Origin of the sequence: Mucilaginibacter sp. L196 (assembly GCF_009765905.1) — a bacterium.
In the GTDB taxonomy this organism is placed as follows: Bacteria; Bacteroidota; Bacteroidia; order Sphingobacteriales; family Sphingobacteriaceae; genus Mucilaginibacter.
The window spans coordinates 646,575-659,419 of record NZ_LMUO01000019.1; the positions used below are offsets into that span (position 1 = coordinate 646,575).

Genomic DNA, 12,845 nt, shown 5'->3' on the forward strand with positions numbered 1-12,845 from the left:
ACATGCACCCAAACACATTGAAAATAGGATTATTCGGTATTGGGCTTGATGCCTACTGGCAGCAGTTTGACGGATTAAAGGAGCGGTTGGAAGGGTATCTGACCACGGTAAATAACAAACTATCTGCCATTCACCCCGAGATCATAAATCTTGGATTGATAGATACAGCCGAAAAAGCTTTTGATGCCGGAAGCCGCTTCAGAAAAGAAGATGTCGACCTGATATTTTTATATGTTACTACCTATGCGCTTTCCTCAACGGTATTGCCGGTGGTACAGCGGGCCAAAGTGCCGGTTATCATTCTGAATCTGTCTCCCGAAGCATCCATTGATTACGAAAAGTTTAACCGGATGACGGATCGCACCAAAATGACTGGTGAGTGGCTGGCATACTGCTCTGCTTGCCCGGTTCCTGAAATTGCGAATGTATTTAACCGTACTGGTATTAAATTTCACCAAATAACCGGGATGCTGAATGATGACCCGGAATGTTGGGACGAAGTAACCGAATGGGTACAAGCGGCTAAAGTTGCTCATACCATGGCTTATAACCGTTTGGGTTGTATGGGGCATTATTACAGTGGGATGTTAGATATTTATACCGATCTCACCCAGCAATATGCAACCTTCGGCGGTCATATTGAATTAATAGAAGTTGATGAACTGGCAAGCCTTAGGAAAGAAGTAAGCAGCGAGGAGATTTCTGTCAGGATAAACGAATTTGACCATCTATTCGACGTACAGGAAGATTGCACAATTGAAGAACTGGAACGAGCAGCAAGAACATCTGTAGCGCTTGATAAATTGGTGAATAAATACAACTTGGGTTCAATAGCCTACTATTACAAAGGCGAAGGCAATTTTGATAACGAAGATACCATTAGCTCTATCATTTTGGGTAATTCTATGCTAACAGCACGAGGCATACCAGTTGCGGGCGAGTATGAAATAAAGAACGCGCAAGCCATGAAGATAATGGACACTTTTGGCGCCGGAGGATCTTTCACAGAGTATTATGCGATGGATTTTGCAGCTGATGTAGTACTGATGGGGCACGATGGGCCCGGCCATATCGCCATCGCCGAAGGTAAAACTAAGGTACGTCCATTAAAAGTATTTCACGGTAAGGTTGGCCGCGGTTTATCTGTAGAAATGTCGGTAAAAAACGGTCCGGTAACTTTATTATCGGTGGTGGAGCAGGCAGGCGGTAAATTAATATTACTGGTAGCCGAAGGCGAATCAGTACCCGGCCCGATATTGGAAATAGGCAATACCAATAGCCGCTATAAATTTAGCTTGGGTGCCCGGAAGTTTGTAAACGATTGGAATAGCTACGGCCCAGCCCACCACTGCGCGGTAGGCGTGGGGCATATCGCCTCAAAAATTAGCAAACTGGGGCAATTGCTTAATATAAATGTTGTACAAGTTTGCTAAGTATTTGATATGAAGCTGTTTTTTGTTTTCATCATAGTTATTTTAACAGGTTGGTTAAGCTCATCGGCACAATCGGCCCGTAAAGTCGAAAATTTCGATAGTAGTTGGAAGTTTATGCTGGGTGATGACAGCCTCGCCAAAAACAACACATTTAACGACAAAAAATGGCGCGCCCTCGATCTGCCTCATGATTGGAGCATTGAAGGCAACTTCAGCCCGAAAAATCCATCCACAGCAAATGAAGGCGGTTTACCTACGGGAATTGGCTGGTATCGCAAAACATTCAAGTTACCCGTATCTTCAAAAAGCAAAAACATCATCATCAATTTCGATGGCGTTTATCGTAACAGTGAAGTGTGGATTAACGGGCACTACCTGGGCAAAAGGCCTAACGGCTATATCTCTTTCAATTATGACCTTACCGGCTATTTAAAATTCGGCAATCAATCAAATGTTATCGCCGTTAGGGTTGATAATTCTGAACAGCCGAACTCACGCTGGTACAGCGGCTCCGGCATTTATCGTAATGTATGGCTTACTACTATCAATAAAACTCATTTTAAACAATGGGGTACTTTTATAACCACACCACAAATAACTAATTCCAGCGCAATTGTAAATATCAGCACCAGCATATCATCTATCGATAAAAGCCTGAGTTTAAAAGCCATTATCTATGATGAAATGGGTAAGGTTGTGGCTGATAATATTTCATCAATTAATAATCCAGATGATGCTACTGATAGGGATGTAGTTATCCAAAATCCCATTTTATGGTCTACAAATCATCCTTATTTATATAAAGTCGTTCTGCAGTTATTTAAGGGGAATGAATTATTGGACGATTATCAAGTTAATATCGGTATACGTTCATTTAGGTTTGATAGTGAGAAAGGCTTTTCCTTAAACGGCGTCCACATGAAAATAAAAGGCGTTTGCATGCACCACGATTTAGGTGCATTAGGTGCGGCGGTTAATATCCGTGCAATTGAAAGGCAATTGCAAATTTTAAAACAAATGGGTTGTAATGCCATTCGGACTTCGCATAATCCGCCAGCGCCTGAGCTTTTAAATCTTTGCGATAAAATGGGCTTTTTGGTGATGGATGAAAGTTTTGATATGTGGGCCAAGAAAAAAAACAAACACGATTATCACGAAGACTGGGCACAATGGCACAAACAGGATCTGACAGATCAGATTCTACGCGATCGTAACCATCCCTGTGTTTTTATCTGGAGTATAGGTAACGAGATTCGCGAACAATTTGATAGCACCGGGATTTCAATAACCCGCGAACTGGTTAAGATCGTAAAGAATCTTGACGATACCCGTCCGGTTACATCCGCCTTAAGCGAGTCTGACCCGCATAAAAATTTCATCTATCAATCTGGAGCTTTGGATCTTGTTGGACTAAACTATCACCAGGAAGTATATGCTGATTTTTTAAAGAACTATCCTAACCAAAAGTTTATTGCTACCGAAACCATGTCGGCGCTGGAAACCCGTGGATTTTATGATACTCCAACTGATACGACCCGCCATTGGCCACAAAGTTCAAAAATTCCGTTTACACAAGGGAATACTGAATTCGCGGTTACCGCCTATGATAACGTAGCCGCTTACTGGGGTTCAACGCACGAGGAAACCTGGAAGATAATTAAGAAACACGATTTCCTTTCCGGCCTTTTTATCTGGACGGGCTTCGACTACCTAGGCGAACCAACACCATATCCATGGCCTGCCCGCAGCTCATATTTTGGTATTGTTGATTTGGCAGGCTTTCCAAAGGATGTTTATTATATGTACCAAAGTGAGTGGACGGATAAGCCTGTTCTGCATCTGCTGCCTCACTGGAACTGGAAACCAGGCCAGCTGGTTGATGTTTGGGCATATTATAGCCAGGCTGGCGAAGTGGAGCTTTTTTTTAACGGTAAATCATTAGGAATAAGAAAAAAACAAGGCGATGACCTGCATGTAACATGGAAAGTGAAATTTGAACCGGGTACATTAAAAGCAGTATCCCGTAAAAATGGAAAGATTGTATTATCGCAAGAAGTCCATACGGCAGGTGCACCTGCTAAAATTCAACTAATTGCCGATAGGAAGGCTATACATGCTGATGGTAACGACCTGTCATTTATAACGGTAAAAGTTTTGGATAAAGATGGAAACATAGTACCCGATGCCGATAACCTCGTTACTTTTAAAGTAAAGGGCCCTGCCAGTATAGCAGGTGTTGATAACGGCTCCCAAATAAGTATGGAACCATTTAAAGCCAACTACCGCAAAGCATTCCACGGTATGTGCCTGCTGATAGTACGCACGAGAAAAACCAAAGGAGAAATTTTAGTTGAAGCTAACTCAAACGGTTTAAAATCATCATCTCTATCCTTGAGCGCAAATTAGCAAAGTCGTTAATTTTTAAGCGCTTTGGGCAACAACATGAGTGGTTTGCCCTTTCAGGTATCGTCTCTTATATTCCAGCGGTGTCATACCGGTTACTTTTTTAAAGTGCCGGTAAAAGTTAGAGATATTGTTAAATCCACACTCAAAACAAATTACTTCTGTAGGCAATTTATCTTCAATTAAAAAGCGGCAGGCATGGCTTATCCTTATCTCTGTTAAAAAGTCGGAGAATGTCTTTTTAGTCATCAACTTAAAATACCTGCAAAATGATGTAACACTCAGGTTGCCAATAGCCGCGATCTCATTAAGGCTTATTTCCTTCTTATAATTAGTTAGCGTATACGAGCAAACTTTATTAAGGCGTATAGTATCTAATTCGTTTGATTGATGAAACTCATTATGTGATAATGTTATGGGTTCAAATGCTTCATTTTCAGCCAAAACTTTAAGTATCGATAGCAGCACAATAATCCTATCCAGGTTATTGGCATTTACCGCGCGGTGCATTAATTGCTTCAGTTCTTCCTTGGCTTTGCCATTTATAATGAGGCCGTTTTTAGCTTTTTCAAAAAGCTTAGGTAGTAAATAAGCTTCCGGTAAATTCAATAAATAGCGCCCGAGGCAATCCGGCAAAAAATGTATAACGATCACTTCTACATTAAGTCCGGAATCCGGTTGGAAGTACTCTTCTTTACAACGCCAGCAATGCGGTAGTTTTTCTCCAAGCAGCAATATTTCTCCAGAAGAAAAGTTGCTGATATTATCACCAATAAAACGTACGCCTTCCCCTTTGATAACATAGTGCAGTTCAAGCTCAGGGTGATAGTGCCATATACCCCTGAAGGTAGGCAAGATATCATGCCTTATACTAAAGGAATTTTGCGGTTGTACAGCTACTTTAAGAAAATGTGGTTTCATTTTGAACTAAAATCTACTAAAACAATAATCAGATAATTGGCTTGGAAATAATTAGCTATCCGGGTTGAGATTTTAAATTTACTGAAAAAAAATTGATCCAATCAAGTTTCCTGATAAAATACAATGTAAATATACTGCTATATACACTAATTATCCTTATGGTAAGATGATACAATAAGTTGATAAATATGGGTAGTAATAGCAATTACGTTTCCATGATATTTGTTATTGTAGACAGTCCAAATGCATTGCATGTCTGCAAGATTATAAAACCAGTTAATAACTATATATATTATTTTTTCAGGATTAAGTATTTGATGTTTAGTTGAATAATTAATTAGTGTTTTAGGAACAATCATCTTAATTGATGATTGAATAATAAAAAGTAAGAATTTATATAAGCCATTTTTGATATACTATATAATAATGAAGAAGTACCTTTTAATAGCCGGATTAACATTGTGCAGTATTACCTTTACTTATGCGCAAAGCACAGATGCCAATGAACAGGCAAATTATACGCAAGTAATTACCAAAAGATCAGAAAAGATAGTTACTGCGCTTAATATTACTGATTCTGCAAAGTTTAAACGTGTTGTTGCAATAATAGTAGATCAATACCGCGACTTAAGCGCTATACATGATACCCGCAATCAACAAGTAAAGGATATAAAATCAAAACAAGGTGATGATAAAGCTGCAGCTAATACACAAATAGCTGCAATTGACAGTAGTGTAGATAAGCAACTTGATAAATTACACAATACCTATTTAGCAAAATTGGGCACCGAGCTAAACAATCAACAGATTGATGAGGTTAAAGATCAAATGACCTACAGGATATTGCCTTTAACTTATAACGCCTACCTGGATGAAATACCAAATTTAAGTGATGTACAAAAAACGCAGATTAAAGCATGGCTGGTAGAAGCAAGAGAGCACGCCATAGATGCGGAATCATCAGAAAAAAAACATGCCTGGTTTGGTAAATACAAAGGAAGGATCAATAACTATTTATCAGCCCAGGGATACGATATGAAAAAAGAAGGAGCAGAATGGCAGCAGCGCATTAAAGATAAGTCGAGCCAAAAAGGATAATAAAAGAGTTTGATAATAAAGTGAGAAGTATTATTAAACGAGCCCTAAATATATACCAATTATAAATTAACCTAATTTTTTATGAGAAAAATTTACCTTTTATTTTCAGTGTTGCTGCTACTCAGCATCAGCAACGTGCTACAAGCACAAAATCGAACTGTCTCAGGTACAGTCCTCGATGAAAAAAGTGTACCACTGCCCGGCGTAACCGTACAGGTTAAAGGTAGTAGTGCAGCCACAGTTACGGATGTAAATGGCAAGTACGCCATAAAAGTAACTAATTTACAAAATGTTGTAATAGGCGTAAGCTTTGTTGGCTATGCCTATCAATCAAAGACGTTAAAAGTAGGCGAAAAGAATGCCGATTTTAATTTAGTACCTAATAATAACAACCTTGATGAGGTAGTGGTAGTAGGTTACGGCGAGCAAAAAAAATCCACTTTAACGGGATCGATAGCAACGATAAGCACTAAGGATATTCAGGATATACCTAACCTTAACTTTCTTCAAACGTTAAGCGGGCAAACTGTCAACCTCAGTATATCCGGTGTTAATCGTCCGGGTCAGGCAACTTCAAGTGTTACCATCCGTAACCCTGTTTCACTAAATTCAAATGGAGGCACCACCAGCCCGTTGTTCATTATTGATGACCAGTTCCGCACTCAAGCCGATTTTGATTTACTTGACGTAAGCGAAATTGAAAGTATCTCTGTATTAAAAGATGCTGAGGCCGCCGTTTATGGTATATCAGGTGGTCAGGGTGCAATTATTGTGCGTACAAAAAAAGGTAAAGCAGGCGCTCCAAAAATTACTTTTTCAACACAGTTTGGTACTGCAAACGCTGTGCAGCTGCCTAAATATCTTTCGGGTATACAAATGGCCCAATGGAGTAACGCTTATACACAAATGAGTGTTCAGGCGCCACAAGGTGTACAAACCGGAAACTCAATTGATGCTAATGGATATGTAAATGGCAACGTTCTTAATAAAAATACTTCATGGTATACGCCAGACGAGTTAGCTTATATTGCCAACCCGGCTAATAATACTAATTGGCTTAAACAATATTTTCATGCTGCTGATGTTGAACATGAAAGCCTTACTATATCAGGTGGTTCCGACAAAGCAACTTATTTTATAGCAGGTACTTATACAAACCAAAACTCAAACTTTTCTGGCCTCGAAAACCACAAATGGGGTGTGCGTGCAAACGTTGAAACAAAACCGGCTAAAGGTTTAACAGTTGGCCTTAATCTTGATTTTAATTACTCATTCGACAAAGAGTTCTGGATGAAGTATTCAGGAGAGCAACTTAACAACGACGTTACTATACTTGGAGAACATTTACCATGGCTGCCATATTTTATAAATGGTAACCCTGTTAACGTGGCAAGCTATCAAACCGGCGGTGCTGGTATTGATAACATAAACTTTCCACTTTTTCAAAATTCTAATAACTTCGAACAGCATCCTGATTATGTTACCAACCTTTTGAGTCATATTGACTATGAAATACCGGGTATTCCGGGTTTATCAGCTGGCATGTCATTCAATGATAACATAAACGCAGCATTCCCAACACAATACGGAACACAGTTTACTTATTATTTGTACTCGGGCCAGGGCGATAATAGCCATATACCGGGTGGTACAATAAAAAGTACAACTACTCTTCAAAATGGTTATGATATAACCTTTAACCCTGATCTGGTAACATCATATCAGATAGATGCAAAGCTGAATTACCAGCATAGCTTTGGTAAAAACCACATAACCGCATTAGCTTTATATGAGCAAAAAGGTTCTACTGGCGATGGTGTAAATACATCTGTAACTGCCCCAATTATCGGCGCTTTGCCTAACTATAACTTTGCTACTGGCACACAAACAGCAAACCAGAATAACAGCCTTGTTTATGAAACGGCCACTCAATCGTATGTTGAGCGTATTAATTATGACTATGACGGAACTTACCTTGTGCAGGCATCTTCTCGCCAGGACGGTACCACAGTTTTTGCACCAGGCAGAAGGTGGGGTAACTTTGGCGAGGTATCATTAGGTTACGTAATATCTAACGAAAAATTCTTTAAAGAGGCTGCTCCATGGGTTGATCAGTTAAAGTTGAGAGCAAGCGTGGGATTATTAGGTGGTAATGGCGTAAATAGCACTGCTTATCAGTATTTTCAACAATATGGCGTAAAAACAGGTAGCAGCGGCGGTGCTGTATTTAATGAAGGTGAGCGTGGAAACGGTATTGCACCTGCAGCGTTGCCAAACCCTTATGCTACCTGGGACCATAAATTTGAGACTGATTATGGTGTAGATCTGCAGTTATTGAAAAATCGTTTGGCTATAACTGGTGATTATTATTGGACACATGGCTATGATTTGCTTGCCGCTACATCGGCCGCTGTTCCGTTAACCGTAGGTAATACTGCACCTGCAGAAAACTTTGGTATTGTGAACAACTTTGGTACTGAGCTTACCGTTACCTGGAGAGATCATATCAGCCAGGATTGGAGTTATAATATTACAGCTTTTTATGGCTGGATGGATGATAAAAATATCAGGGAACCTATACAGGCGGGTGTAGCAGGTACCGCTCAGGATCGTACCGGTAAATCTGATGATGGTGGTGTTTTTGGCTATGAAAGCTTGGGGATCATTCGCACACAGGCTCAAGCCAATCAGATCATTGCAGAAAGAGCTAAGGCTGCTGGTGGTGCTCAGTATGTTAAAATATTTGGTTTAACACCGGCACCGGGTATGATAAATTTTGCCGACTTAAATGGTGATGGTATAGTAGAAAATACCGATACTAAAGACGAGAAATACCTGAGCAATAAATCAAGCAATCACAACAATGGCGGTTTCAACTTCGGTTTTAGTTATAAAAGCTTAAGCATTAATGTGGTTACCGGGCTTTCATGGGGTGGTACAACAGCAATACCTGGTAATGAGTTAACTTCAGATACTAAAGGCGATTTGGATGAAAACAGGCTTGCTATATGGAACGAAGGTTACTGGACACCGCAAACACCTAATGCAAAATTACCTGCACCGTATTATTATAGTGAATGGAATGTGCCAACTAATTTTTGGTTTGTTAACAGTTTTAACTGGAATATATCACAAGCTAACTTAGCATATAGTTTGCCTGTAACATGGATTAAACACGTAGGCCTTGCAAATGCTCGTTTATTTGTACAATGTACCAACGTATTAAGCTTATACAATCCGTATCCTGAAAGTTACAGGGCACAGGCATCTGCCGCTGAGGGTTATCCAGAACTTAGAACAATTACATTAGGTTTAAATGCTGGCTTTTAAATATTAAAAAAATGAAAAAATTATATTACATAGCATTAGCAGGCCTGTTGTTATCAACGCTGCTATATACAAGTTGCAAAAAGGTGCTTTCTGATAAGGTCCCCGAATCTACTTATACTACAACACTTCTTTTTTCTGATTCGGTAGTAGCCGTACAGTATATTAACTCCATTTATACCAATAACCAGCCCGGATGGGCCGGTAACGGAGGGTCGCTTAGTGCCCTTGGCAGTGTTGGTGTTGGTAACCTTTGTGAGGAAAACTATTCAAGCAATGTATTTACCCTTGGGACAGTTACTACAGCTACCGTTGGAGATATTGGTACCGGTAATACGGCTTCTAATAACTATGCCAAAATTCGTAACATAAATGATTTTATAGCCAACCTGCCATCCAGCCCAATACCCGTAGGCACCAAAAACAGGTTTAGAGCACAGGCCTTATTCTGGAGGGCATACAGGTATTTTGACTTGGTGAGGTTATATGGTGGCGTTCCGCTTGTATTAACACCACTACCTGTTGTTGGTGATGCTACAAAATTGGCCGACGCATTACCACGCAATACAACTACACAAACTTACACCCAGATAGTTGCCGATCTGGATACTGCAATCAAATATTTACCTGGCGGATGGCCGGCGGTAGATTATGGGCGTATTACCCAAGGAGCGGCACAGGCTTTTTTGGGCAGGGTGTTATTAACCTGGGCAAGCCCGCAATTTAACGTTAATAGTGACGTTACACGTTGGCAGGCTGCTTACGATGCCAGTACGGCAGCTATTACTACGCTTACTGCACACGGTTACGGCCTATATCCAAAAGAAGATGTAACCATGTGGACTACAGAAGGCGCAAGTGGCACGCTTCCACAAAATCCCGAAGCCGTTATGGTTACGGAATATAATACGTTTTCCGATCCAAACGGTACGGCCAATAACACCTATACAGCCAACAACACACCTAAGTCATTAGGCGGTAGCGGTTCTGATAATCCAACCTGGACAGAAGTAGCCGAATTCCCGATGCTGGATGGTAAAGCGCCTGGCACTTCAACAAAATACGCTTATGACCCGGTACACTTTTTTGATAACCGCGACCCGCGCTTTAATCAAACAATAGCATATAATGGCTGTTTGTGGCCATTGCAAGGTAACCCCACCAATAGGTTGTGGACATATTACTATTATTCTAATACCGCGGCTACTGCAACTAAAACAACCGAAGCTGTTGGAGCAAGCGGTACCGGTTTCTATTGCCGTAAAGCGGTTGACCCAAACATCACACTTGTTAACCTTCCTTACTCAGGAACCGATTGGCAAGAGATTAGATATGCCGAAGTATTGTTAAATCAGGCCGAGGCTGCTGCTATGATAGGTAACTCTACAGTTGCTTATAACGACCTGATCGCTATACGCAAAAGGGCAGGTATTGAAGCCGGTACGGATGGTATGTACGGCCTTACTTCAGGCCTTAGTGGTACCAGCCTTGCCATGGCCGTATTGTATGAAAGGCAAATAGAGTTTGCTTACGAGGGTAAACGCTATTATGATTTAAGAAGATGGAAATTAGTTGAAAGTACACTGAATGGGACAGAAAGAGAGGGTTTAACCATCTTATTAAAACCTATTCCATCCGGTACTACTGGCAGTGGTACTGATTATCTTGTAAATACACGTGATGGCCTTGCAGTCACCAATCTTGATGCGGTTTATACTCAGTATTTCAGCTATGCGCCTATGGTAGTTAGCAATAGTAGCTCTGTTTTGGGCGAGTTAAAAAACCTGGATACCGCACCAATTGCTTTCCAAACGGCTGATTATTTCTTTGGTATGCCTCTTGGTACACTGCAAAGTGATCCGAATATACAGCAGAATAATACTTGGGGAGGTCCGTTCGATCCTACTAAATAGCAAAAACATCAAGGAGCAGGTGCGTAACCTGTTCCTTGATTTAATACGATTACATACAAATAATTATGAAAAAGAAGACAGGTTTATTTTTGTTGGCGGCGATGATGGGTTTGGCCAATTGTGCATTTGCTCAATACCCTCACGTTCCCAAAAACGTTCAGGCTGAGAGTGATTCAATGATGGCCAAAGCAATGCGTCATTCGGATTCGGCGTGGGCAGTGGCATTACCTATTGTGCAGGCAGATCAGCGCAGGGGAAAGGTTTATGTACCATGGGCTGGCAGGCCTACAGATTTGCCGCAAGCTAAAATACCTGCATTCCCCGGTGCCGAAGGTGGTGGTAAATTTACTTTTGGTGGTCGCGGTGGTAAAGTATACGTAGTAACCAGTCTTGCTGATGACGGACCAGGTACTTTACGCTGGGCTTGCGAACAAGGTGGTGCGCGTATCATCGTATTCAACGTAGCTGGTATTATCCATATTAAATCGCCTATCATTGTACGGGCTCCTTACATCACTATCGAAGGCCAAACAGCTCCCGGCGACGGTGTATGCGTGGCTGGCGAATCATTCTGGGTAAATACACATGACGTAATTATACGTTATATGCGTTTCAGAAGAGGTGAAACCAATGTTGGTCGCCGCGATGATGCTTTAGGTGGTGATCCGGTTGGTAATATCATTGTCGACCATACCTCTACAAGCTGGGGCTTGGATGAGAATTTCTCTATGTACCGCCATATGTTTGATCCGGGAGCTGGTATGATAGCTGAAAAACTGGGTACGGTTAATATCACTGTACAAAACTGTATCTACGCCGAAGCTTTGGATTACTGGAATCACTCCTTTGGTAGTACAACAGGTGGCGAAAACAGTACCCTGCTCCGTAATATGTGGGCTGATAATACAGGCCGTAACCCATCAGTAGGATGGAATGGTATTTACACATTTGTAAATAACGTTGTGTTTAACTGGCACCACCGCTCAATGGATGGCGGCGATTACACCACCAATTTTAATATCATCAACAATTATTTCAAACCAGGTCCGGTAACACCTAAAAATGAACCGGTAGGTCACCGTATATTAAAACCGGAATCAGGCAGGAGCAAGCTTAAAGAAAAATTCTTTGGCCGTGTGTATGCCAGCGGTAATATAATGGAAGGCTATCCTGAAATCACCAAAGATCCGTGGAAAGGTGGTATACAAGTTGAAGAAGACGGTGGTAAAGAATTACCTGATGCAGGTAAATATAAAGACTACATGAAATCTGATGAGCCGTTCCCAATGGCGCCGGTAACTATTATGTCGGCAGAGGATGCTTACAAATTCGTGGTTAACAACGCCGGTGCAACTTTACCACATCGTGATGCGGTCGATTTACGTATTGCAGAACAGGTAAGAACAGGTAAAATCGCTTACAAGGAAATGAAAACCGATACTGATTTCCAGTTCAAAGTAAGAAAATTAGGAAAAGACTCTTATAAACTAGGTATTATAACAGCGCCTTGGCAAGTAGGAGGCTATCCGGAGTACAAAGGAACTCCTTACAAGGACAGTGATAACGACGGTATTCCTGATTCATGGGAAATCGCGCATGGTTTAAATCCACACGATGCAAGTGATGCAGCCAAGCCTGCTAAAAATGGCGGAGGTTATAGCAATATCGAAGTATATTTGAATACAGTGGCCGACCGTGCAGAGCACCCTATGCCAGGTTCAGGTAAATTGAATTAATTCCGTTACTTAAA

Annotated in this window: 7 protein-coding genes; 6 read left to right on the plus strand and 1 reads right to left on the minus strand. The window is 41.0% G+C overall.

What is annotated here, in order from left to right; genetic code table 11:
* Nucleotides 1-2 precede the first annotated feature (2 nt).
* Together GSQ74_RS19170 and galB are read left to right on the plus strand one after the other, a co-directional pair.
* The gene (locus tag GSQ74_RS19170; RefSeq protein ID WP_158995822.1) at nucleotides 3-1,433 is read left to right on the plus strand and encodes an arabinose isomerase; all 1,431 of its coding nucleotides are present in this window, start codon (nucleotides 3-5) and stop codon (nucleotides 1,431-1,433) included.
* Nucleotides 1,434-1,442: 9 nt separating this feature from the next.
* Complete coding sequence (gene galB, locus GSQ74_RS19175) at nucleotides 1,443-3,839, plus strand: beta-galactosidase GalB (RefSeq protein WP_158995823.1); 2,397 nt, start codon at nucleotides 1,443-1,445, stop codon at nucleotides 3,837-3,839.
* Nucleotides 3,840-3,854: 15 nt separating this feature from the next.
* Here galB and GSQ74_RS19180 read toward each other — a convergent pair whose 3' ends face one another.
* Nucleotides 3,855-4,757 carry an AraC family transcriptional regulator gene (locus tag GSQ74_RS19180; RefSeq protein WP_158995824.1) on the minus strand — a complete coding sequence of 301 codons (903 nt, stop codon included), beginning with the start codon at nucleotides 4,755-4,757 and terminating at the stop codon, nucleotides 3,855-3,857.
* A gap of 426 nt (nucleotides 4,758-5,183) precedes the next feature.
* Between GSQ74_RS19180 and GSQ74_RS19185 the strand changes: the two genes are divergently transcribed.
* The 4 genes from GSQ74_RS19185 (at nucleotide 5,184) to GSQ74_RS19200 (ending at nucleotide 12,831) form a co-directional block, all read left to right on the plus strand.
* Nucleotides 5,184-5,855 (plus strand): DUF3826 domain-containing protein, encoded by a 672-nt coding sequence (locus tag GSQ74_RS19185; protein WP_158995825.1) that lies wholly within the window; start codon nucleotides 5,184-5,186, stop codon nucleotides 5,853-5,855.
* An 81-nt stretch (nucleotides 5,856-5,936) separates the two neighbouring features.
* A complete protein-coding gene (locus tag GSQ74_RS19190) occupies nucleotides 5,937-9,185 on the plus strand; it encodes a SusC/RagA family TonB-linked outer membrane protein (RefSeq protein ID WP_158995826.1) in 3,249 nt (1,082 codons plus the stop codon).
* A gap of 11 nt (nucleotides 9,186-9,196) precedes the next feature.
* Nucleotides 9,197-11,095, plus strand: a complete 1,899-nt coding sequence (locus GSQ74_RS19195; protein WP_158995827.1) for a RagB/SusD family nutrient uptake outer membrane protein — start codon at nucleotides 9,197-9,199, stop codon at nucleotides 11,093-11,095.
* Nucleotides 11,096-11,160: 65 nt separating this feature from the next.
* Nucleotides 11,161-12,831, plus strand: coding sequence for a polysaccharide lyase (locus GSQ74_RS19200; protein ID WP_158995828.1), 1,671 nt, complete (start codon nucleotides 11,161-11,163; stop codon nucleotides 12,829-12,831).
* Nucleotides 12,832-12,845 lie beyond the last annotated feature (14 nt).

Coding starts and splice junctions, on each gene's coding strand:
- GSQ74_RS19195 (WP_158995827.1), top strand. CDS start 9,197: ATGAAAAAATTATATTACATAGCATTAGCAGGCCTGTTGTTATCAACG.
- GSQ74_RS19170 (WP_158995822.1), top strand. CDS start 3: ATGCACCCAAACACATTGAAAATAGGATTATTCGGTATTGGGCTTGAT.
- galB (WP_158995823.1), top strand. CDS start 1,443: ATGAAGCTGTTTTTTGTTTTCATCATAGTTATTTTAACAGGTTGGTTA.
- GSQ74_RS19200 (WP_158995828.1), top strand. CDS start 11,161: ATGAAAAAGAAGACAGGTTTATTTTTGTTGGCGGCGATGATGGGTTTG.
- GSQ74_RS19190 (WP_158995826.1), top strand. CDS start 5,937: ATGAGAAAAATTTACCTTTTATTTTCAGTGTTGCTGCTACTCAGCATC.
- GSQ74_RS19185 (WP_158995825.1), top strand. CDS start 5,184: ATGAAGAAGTACCTTTTAATAGCCGGATTAACATTGTGCAGTATTACC.
- GSQ74_RS19180 (WP_158995824.1), bottom strand. CDS start 4,757: ATGAAACCACATTTTCTTAAAGTAGCTGTACAACCGCAAAATTCCTTT.